Raw genomic sequence first — 18,491 nt, 5'->3', positions numbered from 1 at the left:
CCTTTAAGCAATTCCCACACAACCCTTAGGCATTGCCCGCTTTTTCTTAACCGGTGATATTTAAGCTTTGCGCTGATAATATTCCGTATCAAACAAATACGCAATTACTGCCCGTTAATAACTGCCTCAAACGGGGCATGCATTTATAGTTACACTATTAAACAAAACGTTATGAGTAAAGACAGGAAAACCATCAAAGAAAAAAAGAAAGAGCCAACCGCAAATATCAATAAAAAGGTATCGAGCTATCAGTCTGATAAAGGCTCAGTAGCACAATCAGACTCATCAATTGGCAAAAAATCAAAATAGTTATGAAAGAGCAATCGATAGAAAATCAAACCAGGATCTACCTGTATGATTTAATGAATACAGCAAAAGAATATGGTTTTAAAGCGGACGACAGTTGGGAACTAACCATGGTTACCGATGCCGAGCGGCAAAAGATCCAAAAGGATTATTATCCTACCATAGCAACCAAAGTAATACCCGAGTTTTTGTTGCAGGTGTTTAATTTAGCAAAACTCAGGCTTAATCAATCATTAAACCAGGTTGAAGAAAATCCCAATAACCGCAGTGTGATTAATAGTGATTTAAGTTATATAGTAGCTTTTAACCCAAAACGCAAGCGCCCTTAATTTCTTAATATGAAACAAGTTTAACCCTGACGCCGTTATAAGGGGTTATCACAGGATGGCAGGTTGTTCTGTTTACAAATTAAGATAAATGGAATTGGAAACTACAAAGGTAAAGGCTATAATTACCGGTGCTACCGGTATGGTTGGTGAAGGTGTATTGCATGAGTGCCTTCAAAATCCGCAGGTGACAGAAGTACTGGTTATTAACCGTAAGCCTGACGGGATCACCCACCCCAAGCTAACGGAAATAATTCATCAGGATTTTATGGATCTTTCCGGCATTAAAGATCAACTCGCAGGATATAACGCCTGCTTTTTTTGTTTAGGAGTGTCATCAGTTGGTATGACGCAGGAAGAGTACTACAGACTTACACATACTTTAACTCTAAATCTTGCCGAAACGGTAAGCAGCGTTAATAAGGATATGACATTTTGTTACGTCTCGGGCGCCGGCACAGACGGCAGCGAACAGGGCCGCGCCATGTGGGCCAGAGTAAAAGGTAAAACAGAGAACGACCTGATGAAGTTGCCATTTATGCGGGTATTTGCTTTCAGGCCGGGTTTTATAAAATCAATTAAAGGTTTAAGGCATACCGGTAAATACTATAAATATGTAGACTGGCTTTATCCTTTTTTACGCACTGTTTTTCCGGATACAGCCTGTACGCTGCAAGAAATTGGGTTAGCAATGATCCATTCGGTTACCCGCGGATATATCAAACCTGTTTTAGAGGTAAGGGATATAGCCGTGTTAGCCAAGGATAATTAACCCAACTGCATTTAATCTTATTATATATAATATTTCATGCCGCTAATAAAACAATAATTTACATTTGGCTATTGTGTATAAATAATATTGCAATAACCAAATGTAAATGCATTTTAAAAGATACTTATCGTTTTTAATTTTAGCCGTCTGCCTGATCCCGTCTTCAGTTAAGGCTTATTCCGTTTTAACTCACGAAGCAATTATTGATGCCAGTTGGGAAAAATCAATCAAACCATTATTAAAAAAACGTTTTCCGGATGCCAGCGAAGCTGAGCTGCGTTTGGCTCATTCGTACGCTTATGGCGGCAGTTTAATGACCGATATAGGCTATTCGCCCTTCGGCAGTACCTATTTTACCAACCTGATACATTACGTGCGCAGCGGCGATTTTGTAAATAACCTCATCTCTGAATCTGACAATTTAAACGAATTTGCCTATGCCGTAGGCGCTTTATGTCATTATATGGCTGACAGGTACGGGCATTCTGTAGGCACCAATATCGTGGTGCCAATGACCTATCCTAAAGTTAAAAGGAAATTTGGCGACATCGTTACTTACGAACAGAAGCCCATCGCACACAGCCGCGTTGAAATTGCGTTTGATGTTTTGCAGATAGCACGCGGTAACTACGCATCGCAGGCTTATCATGATTTTATTGGGTTTAATGTGGCCAAACCGGTTTTAGAGAAAGCTTTTCTTAAAACGTATGGTCAGGACCTTAACCAGATCTTTCCTAATCTGGACCGGTCTGTTAACAATTTCCGCTGGGCCATTAATAGTTTAATGCCCACCGTTACCCGCAGCGCCTGGGTATTAAAAAAGGATGAAATAAAAAAGAACGAACCGGGTATAACCGGCCGGAAGTTTCATTACCGAATGCGGCGCAAACAATACTTTGAAGAGTTTGGCCGTGATTTGGACAAGCCGAAGTTTAAAGAACGATTAATCGCATTTTTTATTAATATAGCCCCTAAAGTTGGGCCGCTTAGAGTGTTTAGGTTTAGACCGGTTAGCCCTGCCGGCGAGAAACAATTTATAAAAAGCTTTGATACTGTAATGGAGCACTACGCCGTGGCACTGGCACAGTTAGACTATAAACAACCGCACTTACCTAATGTCGATTTTGATACGGGAAAACTAACCGCATACGGCGAGTATGAGCTTACCGACCAAACCTATGATAGTTTGGTTGAAAAGCTTAATGATAATAAATTAGTGGATCTGACGGCCCCGCTAAAGAAAGATATTATTGGTTTTTATAGCAAGGCTGATACTGCCGCACTGGCTAAAAACAACCCATCAGCCTGGAAAAAAACGGGCGCCGGTTTATATAAGATAGAGATCGCGATCCCCAGGCCATTGGATAGCTTAAAATTTACCAATAAGGTAAACAATAAAGATACAGTTATCCATCTTAGTCATTAAACTTACAGACTTTGATTGACTACTACTTAAGGTGCTTTTTTACCAGTCCGGTTAGTTCTGTCAGGTCAAAAGGCTTTCTTAAATAAGAATCTGCCAAACCTGCCTCAGCAATTTCTTTAATATTGCTTACTGCGGATATAATAATTACGGCGATATGGCTGGTGGCCGGATTGCTTTTTAATTCGCGGCTTAGTTGCTCGCCGTTAGCATCGCTTTTCCATTCGGTTAGCCAGTTGTCCAATAAGATCATGTCAGGAGCAATCTCGTTAACAGACCTCAGAATCTTCGAGTTTTCCGAGGATATTACTTCGTATTCTTCCTCTTCCAAAACATAAACAATAGATTCTCTAATGTCCTTGTCATCCTCAATTACTAATATCTTTTTCGCCATTGCAGTGTAGGTAATAATAAAGGTAACAAGTAAGCGTGTACCTTTTGTTTTAGTAGGAGATGAATTTTAGCACAAATATGACGAATAAGGCTGGAAAACAGCTTTTTAAAAAGTTTTGCTGTTATAGCATATCCGGCAGCGGGGTTCATAGCTGTCTTTTTCGCCAAGCAGTACCTTTTCTTTACTGGCTACCAGCCGGTATGAATAAAGGGCGGGGTTGCCACATCTAACGCATACGGCGTGTACTTTAGTAACAGATTCGGCAATAGCCATCAGGACGGGCATCGGGCCAAAAGGGCGGCCCTTAAAATCCATATCAAGGCCGGCAATAATTACACGGATGCCTTTGTTGGCTAAAGTGGTGCAAACATCAGGTAGTTTATTGTCAAAAAATTGTGCTTCGTCAATGCCGACAACCTGGGCATGGCCCGCCAGCAATAATATATCAGCTGATTTACCAACCGGAGTAGAAGCCGCCGAATTAGCGTTATGCGATACCACGTCATTTTCATCATAACGGATATCCAGCTTGGGCTTAAAAATCTTTACGCTAAGTTTGGCATAACGAGCTCGGTTTATGCGTCTTATCAATTCTTCGGTCTTGCCCGAAAACATGGAGCCGCAAATAACTTCAATACCGCCGCCACTTTCATTTTTTCGCTTAAAAACCTCCTCCGTGAGCTGCATGGTAAACTTTTTGTAAGGGTCTAATATCAGAATTTAATGCTTAATTTTGGTAAGCATTTTTCTAAAGTATGGTAATGAAGCAACTGGAAGTATTTAATAAGATAGGCGGCATCATAAAAGAGCTTACTGACCAATATAATTATATCGCAAACAACCCCGAGAACATCAATGATTTAGAGCTTGAGCTGTTTGTGGCCAACGCTCATTTTTTGACAGATCATGCCGAGATTTTAAGTAAACTTAATCAAAGAAATAAGGCTGACAGGCAAAAAGAAGAACAGGCTGAAAAGGTGGGCACAAAGGCCGATCCTATGGTTGAAAAGGCTGAGGCTATAGTAGCCCCGCCCGAAAGAAAAGTTACAGCGCCTGAGCCTGCAGAAGTAACCGAACCCAGGAAGCCTGCGGTAACGGTTGAGAAATTTTTTGAGCCGGTAGTACAGCAGCCAAAACGTGATTTAAAACGCGGAGTTGAACTGGCCGGTACCGAGCCAGAAACGGAGGAACCTGCCCCGCCAATCGACCTGTCATCAGATACCCCGAAGGATACTTATTCTTTTATAATGGAAGACCCCGAAGTTATAAGGCATGAGCTGGTTATTGACGAAGCCGATGATACGGATGAGGAAATAGAGGACCCGGTAGAAGTAATTGCTATTGAAGAACCGAAGCCGGTTAAAGAAGAGGATAAACCAACAGACAAGGTTGTCAGCGATAAAGAAGAGGTTATCACCATCAACCAAAAAATGTCTTCACAAAAAATTGGCACCGCTGCAAATATAACCGAGCAGGCCGGCGCACAACCCATAACCAACCTTAAACAGGCTATTACACTTAACGATAAGTTACTTTATATAAAAGATCTTTTTAATGGTTACAGCCTTGCCTATAGCGAAGCTATTGAGATACTGAATCGTTTTAATACATTCGAGGAGGCAAACCGGTTTTTAAACAAAAACTACACCCTTAAAAATAACTGGGACAGTAAACCTGAGACGGCCAATAAGTTTTTTACGTTGCTGAAAAGAAGATATTCAAACTAATTTCCGGTTGTCATTGTTGGGCATAGCTCCCCGTTCCTGCGTGTGATGATCCCGGTTAGGCGTAGATCATGCCCATCCTGTTCGAATCCAGTTTGATCAGGATAAAGAGCATAACGGTGAAACTTATTAATGATGACCCGCCATAGCTTATCAGCGGCAACGGGATACCAATGGACGGTACAATGCCAATGGTCATGCCGATATTGATAACCACGTGAAAGAATATCACTGAGCCTACACCGTAAGCGTAAATGCGCGAAAACGGCGATCGCTGCCGTTCGGCAATGTATATTATCCGCAACACTAAAAACAGGTAAAGGCCCAATACCACCACAGATCCGGCGAAGCCGAATTCTTCGCCAACGGTACAGAAAATAAAGTCGGTGCTTTGCTCAGGCACAAACGAGTATTTGGTTTGTGTGCCCCGCATATAACCCTTACCCCAGAGCTTACCCGAGCCGATGGCTATTTTTGACTGATTAACATTGTAGCCCTTGCCCCGCGGATCGCTGGTGATGCCAAGCACAATATCAATACGCACTTTTTGGTGGGGCTTTAATACTTTGGTATACAGAAACTGCACACTAAACACAAAAGCTATCAATATCCCCGCGCCGGTAAGTATAGTTAGGATTAACTGCCTGTTACGCCTGAACAGCAGAATGATGATTACCGCCGCCGCGATAATACCGCCAACGATAAAAAACAGATTTCCTACCTTAAGTGTAATTACAAACAGTGCAATAAACAAGCCTTCCAATATCAGGAAGTACGGCGAAAGGCCCTCACGATACAATACAAAAAGCAATGAGCTGAATACCAGCATTGAGCCGGCATCCGGTTGCAACATAATTAGTATCATCGGGAAAAAGATGATACCCGCCGCTATAGCGAATGATTTGATCTCGGTCACCTTAATATTTGCCCCGCTTAGGTAGCGGGCCAGCAGCAGGCAGGTGGCAAACTTGGCAAACTCTGACGGTTGCAGCCTGAACCCTCCGGGGAGGGGTATCCAGGCCTGGTTACCGCCCACATTGCGTCCTATAACCAATACCAGAATAAGTAGCAGAGTGGTAATTGTATAGATAGCCGGCGCCAGCGCTGATAAGAGCCGGCTCTCTAACAACAATATAAAGATGCCTAATATAATTGCGATAATCACAAATAAAAACTGCTTGCCATAATTGGTGTCCAGGTCAACTATTGACTGATTCTTGGGGTCAAATACGGCTGAGTGAATACTGAGTACGCCAATGGCGCAAAGCACCAGGTAAATAAACACCGTTAGCCAGTCGACATTAAAAAAGAAACTGCGCTGCGGGTTACTCATCGTCTTTGGGTTTAATGGCGGCCAGGAACCCTGGAGTACCTGCTGCTTTATTTTTTTTGGCTGCTGATTTGAATCCCGCTTTTTTACGGATCGAATCTGTTTTTAGTTTTTTAAGGCTATCGGCTTTCGCTTTTTGGGCAGGTGATGTTTTAATAACAATTTCGGGCAGCAGGTTAGCATTCATAAAATATTCAGGCTCAATGCCTGATGGGCGACGGGTAATGCTGTCGCGCAGATATTTTTCAACTATAAAACTGGCAATAGGCGCGGCCCAGGTCGCACCCTGGCCCGAATTTTCAACCACTACCGCAATGGCTATTTTAGGATTTTCTCTGGGGGCAAAAGCCACAAACACCGAGTTGTCTTTACCATGGGTTTGCGCTGTTCCTGTTTTGCCGCACATGATGATGCCGGGTATTTTTGATCCGGCAGCTGTACCCGCATCAACTACTCGCTGCATTCCGTCAATGACAGGCTCAAAATATTGGGCGTCTACCCCTACATAATTTTTTACAGTGTACTCTTGTTTTACAATCTGCTTATTGCCGATAGCTTTGATAAGGTGCGGTTTGTAATAAAAACCATGGTTGGCAATGGTGGCTTCTATATTGGCCAATTGTAAAGGTGTGGCTTGCAACTCACCCTGCCCGATACCTAAGGAAATAACCGTACTTGACCGCCAACCACCACGGCGGTATAATTTATCGTAAAAAGATGCCTTAGGCAGATAGCCCGGTCCTTCGGCAGGCAGATCAAGATCAAGCCTCCCGCCTAAGCCAAACTTTGCCACGTTGTTTCGCCATATAGTAAAGCTCGTATCAGTTTGTTTGGGGCCGTTGCGGTTAATTAATTTTTCAAATACCATATCAAAGTAGCCATTACATGATTCGGCCACTGCGCTGCTTAGGGTAACCAATCCATGGCGTTCGTTATGGAAGCAAGGGATCCTACGGTTACCCGCCTGGTAATAGCCCGGGCAATAGTAAGTGGTTTGCGGTGTAATAACCCCTTCCTGTATTGCAATAAGCGCACTAAGCGGCTTAAACGATGATCCGGGCGGATAATTGGCCTGTATGGGCCTTACCAAAAAAGGTTTGTAAGGATTATTAGCCAGGATATTGTAGTTGGTACCACGCTCATGTCCGACTAATAGATTAGGGTCATAACCAGGGCTGCTTACAAAAGCCAGGATCTCGCCGGTTGACGGCTCGATGGCTACAATGCTGCCTACCTTATTGCGCATTAATTTTTCGCCTAGCTTTTGCAGTTTCAGGTCTAATGATGAGGTTAAACGTTCACCGGGTACTGCCAGGGTATCATAGGCGCCATTGGCGTATGATCCTTTTTGCACGCCCCGCGAATCAACCATTTTATTTTCAACTCCCTGGCGACCGCGTAGTACATCTTCGTAAGCTTTTTCAACACCGGATATGCCGATATAATCACCTAAACGATAATAACCGCCAGACTTTGCAATTTTATCAGTTGATACTTCGCCGATGTAGCCCAAAAATTGTGCTGCAACCGAATCGGGGTAAGTACGGATAGGGTGGGGCTGTACAGAAAATCCCTGGAACTCTGATAACCTTTCCTGTAACGATGCCGTTAATTGCGGCGATAGCTGTTTCTCGAAAGGTGAAGACAGGTTTGGTGAATATTTGATGGCTTTTGCAAAACGTTTGTCAAATTCGGCTTTATCTATACCTATCAGTTTGCAAAACTCAAGCGTGTCAAAAGGTTTAACTTCTTTTGGGATTACTGTGATATCATATACCAGGTCATTACTAACCAGTACCCTGCCGTTACGGTCTAATATAGGCCCGCGGGCGGGATATTGAATAATTCGGCGGATAACATTTTTGGTAGCATACAGCGCGTATTTATCGTCAATTATCTGGATATAAAATAAGCGGGCGAGCAGGATTAGCATTATGGTAATAAATATGCCCCCAATTACATATCGCCGCTCAAAAAATTGATTCATTTACGCTCTTTGCTTTTATAGAATAACAAACCCGAAACCAGTATCAGAAATACAGTAAACAACGAACTTAGCACAACGCGGCCAAGCGTATATTGTATCTCAGAAAACCTGAACACTTCCATATTAAAAAGGAAGAAATGGTGAAACAGCGTAAGTACAAGCGCATACGTGAAAAACCACCTAAATCCCATGATGCTTAGTGTTGGCTCGGGTTCATTATCAAAACCTTCCTTTTGTACGGTTATGCTGATGAATAGGATACGCACAAATGCCAACAATACACATGCGGTAGTATGAAGGCCGGGGGTATCGTAAAAAGCATCAATAGCTAACCCTAATATAAAGGCTAACACAAACAACAGCAGGTTTGGTATTTCAAACGGTAACAACAGGATAAAAAGTATGTACAGGTAAGGTGTAGAAAGGTTATAAAGAGTAATGTTTTTTAATAAAAACACTTGTATAAAAACCAGTACTATAAACCGCAGTAAGTTAATTATTATGGTTCTACTCATCTTTTTTCTGCTGAGCCTCCAGTCCCCTTTGTTCTTGTGCCAGTTTGTTATTTACCACGTAAACATATTGCAGCTTACTAAAGTCAACAGCGATATTTACATCCATGTTTAAGAATGCCCCTTTGGCTGATTTTGAATGAAGGTTGGAGATCTTGCCGATGGGTATGCCCGCCGGGAATAAGGACAGGTCAGACGTTACAACCAGCTCGCCGAGCTTTGGCGTAGCGTTGTTTGATACGTTATACAACAGGCCTACATGCGGATCAAGATTATCGCCCCAGATAAATGAGCCCAGGTCTTTAGTACCGGCAAGCGCGGCGCTTATAATAGTTTCTTTATGCAGTAACGATTGTACCACCGACAGGTGTTCGCCCACAAAAACTACTTTACCTACCACACCCTGCGCGCAAATAACGCCCATGCCTTTTACAATGCCGGCGCGGCTGCCTTTGTTTATGGTGAGGTAATTATTACGATGGTTGGTGGAGTTATTTATTACTGCCGCGTCAATATATTCATACTGTTGCTTGTAAATGGTATCTACGACTTTATGATGAGCGGCAGAATCTATATAAAATGATGTTTTAAGCTGGTTGCGCAACCGTGCATTCTCGCGTGCCAGGCTGTCATTGACTTCCCTTAGCGAGATATAGCTCTTTAACTGGTCGGCCCGGGCGTATAAGCCGCCGGTTACCTGGTTGGTGCTGTTAATAAAAGTGGCTTTTTGAAAAGAATTATATTTAATGTAGATAACCAGCGCACTAACCTCAAATATAATGAACAGAAAAAACGCGTTGTACTTGCTGATGAAGATTAACAAATTACGCATTGCAGGTGATGAGTTTTGAGTAATGAGTTTTGAGCAGTAAGCAACTCATCACTCACCACCCAAAACTCACAACTAATTTATTGCATTAAAAATTTAAAATTACCAATATTTTTAAGGGCGGTGCCGGTGCCGCGTACTACCGCGCGTAACGGATCCTCGGCAACGTGTACCGGTAGTTTTGTTTTGGCAGAGATACGTCTGTCCAAACCACGCAGTAAGGCTCCGCCACCTGTCAGGTAAATACCGGTTTGGTAAATATCTGCCGAAAGCTCCGGCGGGGTGATCTCTAATGCTTTTAATATCGCTTCTTCAATTTTTGAAATTGATTTATCAAGGCAATGCGCAATTTCTGTATACGATACCATGATCTGTTTAGGTACACCGGTCATTAAATCTCGGCCCTGTACAGCAAAATCAGAAGGTGGGTCGCTTAACTCAGGCAATGCGGCACCAACCTCAATTTTAATTTTTTCGGCAGTACGGTCGCCAATCATGATATTATGCTGGCGACGGATATATTGAACAATATCAGAGTCAAAATTATCTCCCGCTACGCGGATGGACTGATCGCAAACGATACCTGATAAGGCAATAACCGCGATCTCGGTAGTACCACCACCAATATCAATGATCATGTTACCCATGGGCTCTTCCACATCAATACCAATACCTACGGCAGCTGCCATCGGCTCATGGATCAGGTAAACCTCTTTGGCGCCTGCTATCTCGGCCGAGTCACGCACAGCGCGTTTCTCAACCTCGGTTATACCCGACGGGATACAAATAACCATACGCAATGACGGAAAGAACCATCCCTTGCCCTGGTTTATCATTTTTATCATGCCGCGGATCATGTGCTCGGCAGCGTTAAAGTCGGCAATCACACCATCTTTAAGCGGCCTTACGGTACGGATGTTATCGTGGGTTTTACCTTCCATCTGCATGGCCTGGCGCCCAATGGCGATAACCTTATTGGTTGTACGGTCAAAAGCTACTATTGACGGTTCGTCAACAACAACTTTATCATTATGTATGATGAGGGTATTTGCGGTACCTAAATCTATAGCTATCTCTTGTGTGAAAAAATTAAATAAACCCATTTGTAGTTTGCTTCAAAATAATTTGCAAAGTTTATAAATATAGTTGAATAAGTTGTATCAGTTGATAGTGAACGGTTTTATTTAGAAAATAATATTAAATACCCACCTTTTTTAACTAATCACTATTGGTACTTAATGTTTAAAGTGGCGCACACCGGTTGTAACCATTGAAATATTTTTTTGATTACACATTTCAACCGAAAGCTTATCGTTTATTGATCCGCCCGGCTGCAGTACTGCCAGTATACCCGCCTCTGCTGCCAGTTCAACACAGTCAGGGAAAGGGAAGAAAGCATCCGACGCCATTACCGCTCCATTTAAATCAAAACCAAAGCTTTCGGCTTTGATAATGGCCTGTTTTAATGAATCAACGCGTGATGTCTGCCCAACACCGCTTGACATCAGCTGGTTGTTTTTGGCAAATACAATTGTATTTGATTTGGTATGCTTAACTACTTTGTTGGCAAAATAAAGGTCTTTCAGTTCCTGCTCTGTGGGCGTGCGGTTGGTAACCGCGGTCATTTGATCGGGGCCCTCAATGGTGTTGTCTTTATCCTGTTCGATAACGCCGTTTAATAAAGTTTTAAACTGTTTGTTAGGTAATTCAACCGGCTGACGGATCAGGATGATACGGTTCTTTTTACCTTGCAATAGCTGGATAGCCTCATCTGTATAGGCGGGGGCTATTAATACCTCGTAAAATATCTTGTCAATCTCAATTGCTGTTTCTGCGTTAATCTCGTCATTGGCAATGATCACGCCGCCAAATGCCGATACCGGGTCGCAGGCTAAGGCATCTATCCAGGCTTCTTTAATGAACGAACGGCTTGCAATACCGCAGGCGTTGGTATGTTTTAATATGGCGATGGTAGGCTCGGTAAACTCATCGATCAGGGCAACGGCAGCGTCAACATCAACCAGGTTATTGTAGGATAATTCTTTACCATTTAACTTGGTGAACATCGCATCTAAATTACCATAGAAAACACCTTTTTGATGCGGATTTTCGCCATAACGCAAGGTCTGGCTGGTTTGTATGCTGTGTTTAAATACCGGCAACGGGTCTTCATGGTTAAAATACTGAAAGATAGCGGTATCATAGTTTGACGTAATGTTAAACGCTTTATGCGCGAATTTTTTACGCTGATCAATAGTAGTTGTACCGTTTTGTGCTTTTAATATTTCATCAAGTACGGTATAGTCGTCTTTTGATGCTAGTATCACTACATCTTTAAAGTTCTTTGCCGCTGCGCGGATAAGTGATATGCCGCCGATATCGATCTTTTCGATCACATCATCATGGCCCGCGCCTGACTCGACCGTTTCCTCAAACGGATAAAGATCAACAATCACCAAATCAATCTCAGGTATGTCGTATTGAGCTAATTGTTGCTTGTCGCTGTCATTGTTCCTGCGCGATAAAATACCGCCAAATACCTTTGGGTGTAGTGTTTTAACACGGCCGCCTAAAATTGACGGATAAGAGGTAAGGTCCTCAACAGCAATAACATCAACCCCAAGGCTGCGTATAAATGTTTCTGTACCACCGGTCGAGTAAATATTTACTCCCAAACGGTTTAACTCCTGAATAATAGGCTCCAGGTTATCTTTATAATAAACTGAAATAAGGGCATTTTTAATGGCAACAGACTGACTCATTTACAATGATTTTTTTGAGCCGCAAAGGTAATGATTAGAGATTAGAGATTAGCGGTTAGAGATTAGTTTTTAAGAAAAAATTGTAATTTTAGTGTAGCATTAGCCAATCACTATCGTTTTAGTTTTAAATTTTAATAACTAACCTGTAACCTATGAAAAACCTTATCTTAACTTTAAGCGCTGCTATCTTTCAGTTCCGGTAAAAAAAACGACAATTCTAAAATTTCGCTGACAGGCCGGTGGGAAGTTGCCGCCAGAAAAAACGGCGATGGCGGTCTGGGAACATGGAAGACTGAACCGGCCAGCAGTGGTAAATATCTGATTTTTAACGCAGATGGTACTTTAACGGGCAATGAGTTTGAAGCATACGGCACCTATGTTATAACAAGTGATAATAAACTAACGTTTACTGAAAAAAACAGTGCTGTAACAGAGCTTTATACCTACGAAATTAATATGTATAAAATTAATTTTGGTGTTTTAGAAATGAGCCCTGCCGGCCCTAAAGTTTGTATTGAAGGCTGCGCAACCAGGTTTGTTAAACAGGAATAGGCTGTTACGCCTCCGTAAACTCCAGCTCCTTACCATAAGTTTCGTCTAAAAACCATGCCGCGGTAATCCCTATAGCAAATATGATGAGCCCGGTTACCCAGCCGCCTGTAACATAGTTGTTAAAAAATCCGCGCGTAAACTTAAACAGCAAGATCATTAGCGGCAAAGTGCCGCGCACCATATTAGGTATACTAATGCCTGCAGACGCGCGCAGGTTGGTGCCAAACTGCTCTACACTGCTGGTAATATAAACCACATTTAAGCCTGCGCCATAACCTAACCCGGCACAAATGAAATAGAACCACCCGGGGCTGCCGCCGCTTTGCAAAAAGTAAAGCACCGTAAATACGATGGCTATGCCATAAAATATAAACAACGTTTTTTTGCGGCTTTGTAAACGCTGGCTTAACCAGCCTACGCTAAAATCGCCGGCTGCAATAGCAAGGTATAAATACATAATGGCTGTACCCGGTTCAACGCCGTTTATGCCCATGGCTTTGCCAAACTGATCTGAGAACGTAACCAGTATGCCAATAATGTACCAAACCGGCAAGCCTATCAATATGCATTGCATATATTTTGCAAAGCGTTTCCGGTTATTAAAGAACATCAGGAAATTACCCTTGCTTAAAGTGGCCGACTCCTGCACGGTTTTAAATATGCCGCTTTCCTGTACCTGTATCCGCATGATTAAGAGTATCAGGCCAAGCACACCGCCAACGTAGTAGCAGGTGCGCCAGTCTACCATCTTGCTGATTAACGATGCCGCCACCACGCCAAATAAGCCGAACCCTGCAATAAAGCCCGCGGCCATGCTTCGTTTTTCTTTAGGCAGTAACTCGCTTACCAGGGTTATGCCAGCGCCAAGCTCGCCGGCCAGGCCAATACCTGCAATAAAGCGTAAAACTATATATTGGTTTAAAGTAGTGACCATGCCGTTGGCCAGATTGGCAATAGAATATAACAAGATCGACCCAAACAAAACTTTAAGCCGCCCTTTTTTATCGCCCAAAATGCCAAAGATGATTCCGCCGATAACCATACCTATCATCTGGATGCTGATCAACAGTTCGCCTTTTGAAAGGATGTCGGTCGGGTTTAAACCAAGCGACGCCAGGCTGGGCTTGCGGATAATAGCAAAAAGTAAAAGATCATAAGTATCAACAAAGAAACCAAGCGCGCTTACAATTACAGCAAGCTGGAAGATACTGGCAGATGGTTTGGTGGTCATTGTGAGTAGGTAATAAATATTAAAGATTGGTTATGAACTGTTTAAATCGGCGGATAAAAATACAGCTAATCTTTAATCTTCAATATCTAATCTTCAAAAACTCAACTCTTCATTTTTTTGAGCAGGTTCTCAATAACTTTAGGAAAATGCAAATGCTCCAGCTGCTGCCCTTTAAATTTAACCATCTCCAGGTTATCGCCGGGTTCTATCTTGAATTTTGATTGATGGATGATCTCGCCCTCGTCAAACTGCTCATTAACAAAGTGGATGGTAATGCCTGATTCTTCTTCGCCGGCTTCCAATATGGCTTTATGCACGTTATCGCCATACATCCCTTTGCCGCCATATTTGGGTAACAAGGCAGGGTGGAGGTTAATTATTTTATTGGGGAATGCCGTCAGTAATGATTTTGGTATCAGCCATAAAAAGCCTGCCAGTACAATTAAATCAACCTGCAGGGTTTTAAGCATACGGATGATCTCGTCCGTTTCATAAAACTCATGCCGGGTAAAAATATGCGATGGTATTTCAAAATTATCGGCCCGTTGCAGTACATAAGCCTGCGCATTGTTGGTTAATATCAATACAACTTCGGCTTCCGCATTGCGCTTAAAATGCTCCATTATTTTTTGAGCATTTGATCCTGATCCTGAAGCAAAAATAGCTATTCGTTTTTTCAAAATGTCAAATAAATCTTAGTATGACCCAAATATAAAGTTTTAAGTATTTTATCCACTATTTGGTTGCAGCTTTTTGCCTTACAAAGCCGTAGCGTACAACCCTGCGTTTTGAGGTTGTTGAATAATTAACAATATCGCCGGTATATAACACCATTGAATAGTTGCCCAAAGTGTTGATAGCGCAATAAGTAAAAGGCTTCGAGCTACCCGCCGCCGTAGTGTCCTGACATACCATATTTGCCGACAGAAACAACCGGTTTGCTGTTACTGACCAGGTGCCCCGGGCAACGGGCTGGTGTTTACAGTCGAAGTTACTATAGGTACAGGTTTGATCGGTTTTAAAAGTAAATAGCTGGATGGTATCGCAATTGGTATTTAAAATGGTATCCAGCTTTACCGTGTCACCAACCGACTCGGTAACCCGTACCGACGATAGTTGCCAGGCGCCATTAGTTAAAAGTGTACCTATTGAATTTTGGTTATCCTTTTTGCAGGAATTAATGAACAGCCCGGTTAACAGCACAGCCGGTATAAGTAAGTATAGTAATTTATTTCTCATTTACAGATAGTACAAAAATAAAAATTAATTAACCATTGCTGTGTACTATGGGCAATTATAACTGTTTTATGTCATTATTATTTTACCGGCGAGGTTTTAAGCCCCTATATTTGTTTTATGCGGATCCCTTTTGAACAACTTAAAGCCGAATTTAAACGGATATTACTTAAACTGGATTTCCCGGCAGACAAAGCAGAACTATGCGCTACGATTTTTGCAGAAAATAGCCGCGATGGGGTTTACACTCATGGCCTTAACCGTTTCCCCACCTTTGTACGCTACGTAAAGCAGGGCATTGTTAAAGCCGCAAGTGAGCCAACACTGGTAAATGCTTTTGGCGCCATTGAGCAATGGGACGGTAATTTGGGCCCGGGTATAATTAACGCGCGTTTTTGTATGGACAGGGCGATAAAGCTGGCCCATGAAAACGGTATTGGTTGTATAGCTATAAGAAACACCAATCACTGGATGCGTGGCGGCACCTATGGCTGGCAGGCTGCCGATGCGGGTTATATCGGTATTAATTTTACCAATACGATAGCCAATGTAGCCCCGTGGGGAGGGACCACGCCAACGTTAGGTAATAATCCCCTGGTTATTGCAGTTCCGCGTGAAGCGGGGCATGTGGTTTTGGATATGGCGATATCGCAATTCTCATTTGGTAAAATGCACCAGTATGAAAGTTATGGCGAACAATTGCCCGTGTCCGGAGGATATGATAAGGACGGAAATTTAAGTACCGACCCGGCCGAAGTGCTGGCGTCAAAAAGAGTATTGCCCATTGGTTTCTGGAAAGGATCAGGGTTAACGCTGGTGCTCGACCTGCTGGCTACCGTACTGAGCCAGGGCAGATCAACCAAACAAATAACCGATCAGGATACGGAGTCGGGCGTGTCGCAGGTGTTCATTGCTATTAAACCGCAATCGGGCCGGCAAACAGACGAGCTGATAGAGGAGATCTTAAACTTTACGAAAAGCAGTAATAGGGTTGATGCGGATAAGCCGATATCCTATCCTGGTGAAAATACGTTGAAGACCAGGAATAGAAATAGCGTTGAAGGGGTATTGGTTGATGAGAAGATCTGGGCGGAAGTGAAGGCTCTTGAGTTATAGGTTCCAATCCCCGGGTTTTAGTCGGACCGCCCGGGTAACTCAGAACTCAAGACTTATCACTCAAAATTAAAATCACCCCATCATCCCTTCAAACTTCTCCCAAAAACCATCCTTAGGTACGGGGGCGGTAATGAGTATAGGTTCTTTTTTTATGGGATGGATAAACTGCAACCTGCGGGCGTGCAGGCAGATGCTTTTACGCAGGCTGCCACGCGGATAGCCATATTTATTGTCGCCAACTATCGGGCAGCCTAAGGTTGATAGTTGTACCCTGATCTGGTGCGGGCGGCCGGTTATCGGGTCAACCTCTATCAGGTAATAACCATCCAGCTCGCCAACCAATTTATAATTCAGTTCAGACCGCTGGCTGCCGGCAACTTCATGATCATAGGCTTTCGTAACGTTTTTCTGCGGATTTTTGATGAGGTAGTGCACCAATGTTCCGGCCTCAGGATATGGCTTTTTGCGTACTACGGCATAATAAGTTTTATGCATTTCGCGCGCCTTAAACATTTTGTTTATCCGCTCCAGCGCCTTGCTGGTTTTGGCAAACAAAATAACGCCGCTAACGGGCCGGTCCAAACGGTGTACAACACCCAGGAAAGCGCCGTTGGGCTTATCATATTTTTTGGCGATATATTTCTTTACTTTCTCGTCCAGCGACTCATCGCCCGTGTCGTCAACCTGTACAATATCGCCCGCACGTTTATTAATGGCAATAAGGTGGTTGTCCTCATAAAGAACATCCTTGTCGGTAATATCGTAGCTGGTATAGTTAAATTCAGGTCTGGCCATTTTAATTGAGTCTTGAGTCTGTAGTCAATAGTCTTTAGTCTTGATGGTATATTCTACTCAAGACTAAAAGCTGCTGACTCTAGGACTACCTAATACTGCTCCTTTTCGTTCGGGAATTCCTTTGCTTTTACGTCGGTGACGTAGTTTTTTATTGCACCGTTCATTACCTCGGCTAAATTAGCATACTGGCGTAAAAAGCGTGGTTTAAAACCTTTGTTTATGCCCAGCATATCATGGATCACCAATACCTGCCCGTCGCAAAAGCGCCCGGCACCTATCCCAATCGTCGGGATAGCTAAACTTTCAGAAACTTCCTTAGCCAGCTGCGCCGGTATTTTTTCCAGGACAATGGCAAAACAGCCCAGCTCCTGCAGTTTTAATGCGTCCTCCCTTAACTTTTGCGCCTCGGTTTCTTCTTTGGCCCTAACGGTATAGGTGCCAAATTTATAGATAGACTGTGGTGTTAAACCCAGGTGGCCCATTACGGGGATGCCTGCGGCTAAAATGCGGCTTACCGATTCGGCTATTTCAACGCCGCCTTCAATCTTTACCGCATGCGCGCCCGATTCTTTCATGATGCGGATGGCCGAGCTTAAGGCCTCTTTTGAATTACCCTGGTAGGTGCCAAAAGGTAAATCAACAACTATTAAAGCGCGTTTTACCGCCCGTACAACCGCCGAGGCATGATAGATCATCTGATCGAGCGTGATGGGCAGGGTGGTTTCATGGCCCGCCATAACGTTGGATGCCGAATCGCCCACTAATATAATATCCATGCCGGCGTTATCTACAATACTGGCCATGGAGTAGTCATAAGCAGTAAGCATGGCGATTTTTTCGCCGCGGCTCTTCATTTCCTGCAGGGTATGGGTGGTTATTCTTTTAACTTCTTTATGAACAGACATGCTGATGGTTTTAAGCTGAGGGCAAAGTTAGGATATTTTATTTCGGAATCCGGAAGCGGGATTTCGAAATAATTCACACCTGCGTCAACGCATATTGCCGGTAGTAAATTTTGCCATTTTCCGGGTATCAGCAGTTTTGCCGGTAGTAAAAAGAGTTGTTTTTCGGGCATCGGGGCCAATACCGGTAGTAATTTTAACCGTTTTTGGGGTATAGGGCTTAATGCCGGTAGTAAGGTTTTGAATTAATTTACTGTAAATGAACATTTTAGGTAAAACTCAAAGAACGGATGG

At 43.1% G+C, this 18,491-nt stretch carries 20 protein-coding genes; 6 read left to right on the top strand and 14 right to left on the bottom strand.

All coding sequences use genetic code 11. The features are described 5' to 3' along the window. Window positions 1-171 precede the first annotated feature (171 nt). The 4 genes from LJ658_RS03845 (at window position 172) to LJ658_RS03830 (ending at window position 2,830) form a co-directional block, all read left to right on the top strand. Window positions 172-309, top strand: coding sequence for a hypothetical protein (locus tag LJ658_RS03845; protein WP_230545145.1), 138 nt, complete (start codon window positions 172-174; stop codon window positions 307-309). Between the two features lie 2 nt (window positions 310-311). Continuing rightward, window positions 312-635, top strand: coding sequence for a hypothetical protein (locus LJ658_RS03840; RefSeq protein WP_230545144.1), 324 nt, complete (start codon window positions 312-314; stop codon window positions 633-635). A gap of 88 nt (window positions 636-723) precedes the next feature. Next, window positions 724-1,404 carry an NAD-dependent epimerase/dehydratase family protein gene (locus tag LJ658_RS03835; protein WP_230545143.1) on the top strand — a complete coding sequence of 227 codons (681 nt, stop codon included), beginning with the start codon at window positions 724-726 and terminating at the stop codon, window positions 1,402-1,404. A 106-nt stretch (window positions 1,405-1,510) separates the two neighbouring features. After that, window positions 1,511-2,830, top strand: a complete 1,320-nt coding sequence (locus LJ658_RS03830) for a zinc dependent phospholipase C family protein (protein ID WP_230545142.1) — start codon at window positions 1,511-1,513, stop codon at window positions 2,828-2,830. Between the two features lie 22 nt (window positions 2,831-2,852). Here LJ658_RS03830 and LJ658_RS03825 read toward each other — a convergent pair whose 3' ends face one another. Continuing rightward, complete coding sequence (locus tag LJ658_RS03825; RefSeq protein ID WP_230545141.1) at window positions 2,853-3,221, bottom strand: two-component system response regulator; 369 nt, start codon at window positions 3,219-3,221, stop codon at window positions 2,853-2,855. Between the two features lie 105 nt (window positions 3,222-3,326). Continuing rightward, window positions 3,327-3,908, bottom strand: a complete 582-nt coding sequence (locus LJ658_RS03820) for a thymidine kinase (protein WP_230545140.1) — start codon at window positions 3,906-3,908, stop codon at window positions 3,327-3,329. A gap of 74 nt (window positions 3,909-3,982) precedes the next feature. Here LJ658_RS03820 and LJ658_RS03815 point away from each other — a divergent pair, with 74 nt between their 5' ends. Continuing rightward, window positions 3,983-4,948: a hypothetical protein gene (locus LJ658_RS03815; protein WP_230545139.1), complete on the top strand. Its 966-nt coding sequence runs from the start codon at window positions 3,983-3,985 to the stop codon at window positions 4,946-4,948. A 55-nt stretch (window positions 4,949-5,003) separates the two neighbouring features. Here the strand turns inward: LJ658_RS03815 and rodA are convergent, their stop codons facing one another. The 9 genes from rodA to LJ658_RS03770 form a co-directional block, all read right to left on the bottom strand. Beyond that, window positions 5,004-6,278: a rod shape-determining protein RodA gene (rodA, locus tag LJ658_RS03810; RefSeq protein ID WP_230545138.1), complete on the bottom strand. Its 1,275-nt coding sequence runs from the start codon at window positions 6,276-6,278 to the stop codon at window positions 5,004-5,006. Then, window positions 6,271-8,262, bottom strand: coding sequence for a penicillin-binding protein 2 (gene mrdA / locus LJ658_RS03805; protein WP_230545137.1), 1,992 nt, complete (start codon window positions 8,260-8,262; stop codon window positions 6,271-6,273). The genes rodA and mrdA overlap by 8 nt, the downstream gene beginning before the upstream one ends. Further along, window positions 8,259-8,777 (bottom strand): rod shape-determining protein MreD, encoded by a 519-nt coding sequence (locus tag LJ658_RS03800; RefSeq protein ID WP_230545136.1) that lies wholly within the window; start codon window positions 8,775-8,777, stop codon window positions 8,259-8,261. The genes mrdA and LJ658_RS03800 overlap by 4 nt, the downstream gene beginning before the upstream one ends. Next, a complete protein-coding gene (gene mreC, locus LJ658_RS03795; protein ID WP_230545135.1) occupies window positions 8,770-9,606 on the bottom strand; it encodes a rod shape-determining protein MreC in 837 nt (278 codons plus the stop codon). The genes LJ658_RS03800 and mreC overlap by 8 nt, the downstream gene beginning before the upstream one ends. 77 nt (window positions 9,607-9,683) lie before the next feature. Then, window positions 9,684-10,706, bottom strand: a complete 1,023-nt coding sequence (locus tag LJ658_RS03790) for a rod shape-determining protein (protein WP_144246277.1) — start codon at window positions 10,704-10,706, stop codon at window positions 9,684-9,686. A 132-nt stretch (window positions 10,707-10,838) separates the two neighbouring features. Next, window positions 10,839-12,365, bottom strand: a complete 1,527-nt coding sequence (gene purH / locus LJ658_RS03785) for a bifunctional phosphoribosylaminoimidazolecarboxamide formyltransferase/IMP cyclohydrolase (RefSeq protein WP_230545134.1) — start codon at window positions 12,363-12,365, stop codon at window positions 10,839-10,841. Window positions 12,366-12,921: 556 nt separating this feature from the next. Continuing rightward, window positions 12,922-14,148 carry an MFS transporter gene (locus LJ658_RS03780; RefSeq protein ID WP_230545133.1) on the bottom strand — a complete coding sequence of 409 codons (1,227 nt, stop codon included), beginning with the start codon at window positions 14,146-14,148 and terminating at the stop codon, window positions 12,922-12,924. Between the two features lie 101 nt (window positions 14,149-14,249). Next, window positions 14,250-14,828, bottom strand: coding sequence for a phosphoribosylglycinamide formyltransferase (purN, locus tag LJ658_RS03775; protein WP_230545132.1), 579 nt, complete (start codon window positions 14,826-14,828; stop codon window positions 14,250-14,252). Between the two features lie 55 nt (window positions 14,829-14,883). Beyond that, complete coding sequence (locus LJ658_RS03770) at window positions 14,884-15,387, bottom strand: DUF5004 domain-containing protein (protein WP_230545131.1); 504 nt, start codon at window positions 15,385-15,387, stop codon at window positions 14,884-14,886. 117 nt (window positions 15,388-15,504) lie between these two features. Here LJ658_RS03770 and yiaK point away from each other — a divergent pair, with 117 nt between their 5' ends. Then, window positions 15,505-16,500, top strand: coding sequence for a 3-dehydro-L-gulonate 2-dehydrogenase (gene yiaK, locus LJ658_RS03765; RefSeq protein ID WP_230545130.1), 996 nt, complete (start codon window positions 15,505-15,507; stop codon window positions 16,498-16,500). 72 nt (window positions 16,501-16,572) lie between these two features. Here yiaK and LJ658_RS03760 read toward each other — a convergent pair whose 3' ends face one another. The 3 genes from LJ658_RS03760 to LJ658_RS03750 all read right to left on the bottom strand — a co-directional run bounded on the left by LJ658_RS03760 (window position 16,573) and on the right by LJ658_RS03750 (window position 18,464). Then, complete coding sequence (locus LJ658_RS03760) at window positions 16,573-17,295, bottom strand: RluA family pseudouridine synthase (RefSeq protein ID WP_230545129.1); 723 nt, start codon at window positions 17,293-17,295, stop codon at window positions 16,573-16,575. An 89-nt stretch (window positions 17,296-17,384) separates the two neighbouring features. Continuing rightward, complete coding sequence (panB, locus tag LJ658_RS03755; protein ID WP_230545128.1) at window positions 17,385-18,200, bottom strand: 3-methyl-2-oxobutanoate hydroxymethyltransferase; 816 nt, start codon at window positions 18,198-18,200, stop codon at window positions 17,385-17,387. Between the two features lie 84 nt (window positions 18,201-18,284). Further along, on the bottom strand, window positions 18,285-18,464 hold the full coding sequence (locus LJ658_RS03750; protein ID WP_230545127.1) for a hypothetical protein: 180 nt from the start codon (window positions 18,462-18,464) through the stop codon (window positions 18,285-18,287). Window positions 18,465-18,491 lie beyond the last annotated feature (27 nt).

The sequence above is a fragment of the Mucilaginibacter sp. UR6-11 genome (genome assembly GCF_020880695.1).
Lineage (GTDB): Bacteria > Bacteroidota > Bacteroidia > Sphingobacteriales > Sphingobacteriaceae > Mucilaginibacter.
Note: the sequence above shows the minus strand (reverse complement) of the source record. Positions and strands in the feature narration are given on the sequence as shown.

Bases quoted from the DNA above. Each gene is read 5' to 3' on its own strand.
- yiaK (WP_230545130.1), top strand. From the start codon at position 15,505: ATGCGGATCCCTTTTGAACAACTTAAAGCCGAATTTAAACGGATATTA.
- rodA (WP_230545138.1), bottom strand. From the start codon at position 6,278: ATGAGTAACCCGCAGCGCAGTTTCTTTTTTAATGTCGACTGGCTAACG.
- LJ658_RS03825 (WP_230545141.1), bottom strand. From the start codon at position 3,221: ATGGCGAAAAAGATATTAGTAATTGAGGATGACAAGGACATTAGAGAA.
- purH (WP_230545134.1), bottom strand. From the start codon at position 12,365: ATGAGTCAGTCTGTTGCCATTAAAAATGCCCTTATTTCAGTTTATTAT.
- LJ658_RS03770 (WP_230545131.1), bottom strand. From the start codon at position 15,387: ATGAGAAATAAATTACTATACTTACTTATACCGGCTGTGCTGTTAACC.
- mrdA (WP_230545137.1), bottom strand. From the start codon at position 8,262: ATGAATCAATTTTTTGAGCGGCGATATGTAATTGGGGGCATATTTATT.
- LJ658_RS03840 (WP_230545144.1), top strand. From the start codon at position 312: ATGAAAGAGCAATCGATAGAAAATCAAACCAGGATCTACCTGTATGAT.
- panB (WP_230545128.1), bottom strand. From the start codon at position 18,200: ATGTCTGTTCATAAAGAAGTTAAAAGAATAACCACCCATACCCTGCAG.
- LJ658_RS03815 (WP_230545139.1), top strand. From the start codon at position 3,983: ATGAAGCAACTGGAAGTATTTAATAAGATAGGCGGCATCATAAAAGAG.
- mreC (WP_230545135.1), bottom strand. From the start codon at position 9,606: ATGCGTAATTTGTTAATCTTCATCAGCAAGTACAACGCGTTTTTTCTG.
- LJ658_RS03760 (WP_230545129.1), bottom strand. From the start codon at position 17,295: ATGGCCAGACCTGAATTTAACTATACCAGCTACGATATTACCGACAAG.
- LJ658_RS03835 (WP_230545143.1), top strand. From the start codon at position 724: ATGGAATTGGAAACTACAAAGGTAAAGGCTATAATTACCGGTGCTACC.
- LJ658_RS03780 (WP_230545133.1), bottom strand. From the start codon at position 14,148: ATGACCACCAAACCATCTGCCAGTATCTTCCAGCTTGCTGTAATTGTA.
- LJ658_RS03830 (WP_230545142.1), top strand. From the start codon at position 1,511: ATGCATTTTAAAAGATACTTATCGTTTTTAATTTTAGCCGTCTGCCTG.
- LJ658_RS03820 (WP_230545140.1), bottom strand. From the start codon at position 3,908: ATGCAGCTCACGGAGGAGGTTTTTAAGCGAAAAAATGAAAGTGGCGGC.
- LJ658_RS03800 (WP_230545136.1), bottom strand. From the start codon at position 8,777: ATGAGTAGAACCATAATAATTAACTTACTGCGGTTTATAGTACTGGTT.
- LJ658_RS03845 (WP_230545145.1), top strand. From the start codon at position 172: ATGAGTAAAGACAGGAAAACCATCAAAGAAAAAAAGAAAGAGCCAACC.
- LJ658_RS03790 (WP_144246277.1), bottom strand. From the start codon at position 10,706: ATGGGTTTATTTAATTTTTTCACACAAGAGATAGCTATAGATTTAGGT.
- LJ658_RS03750 (WP_230545127.1), bottom strand. From the start codon at position 18,464: ATGTTCATTTACAGTAAATTAATTCAAAACCTTACTACCGGCATTAAG.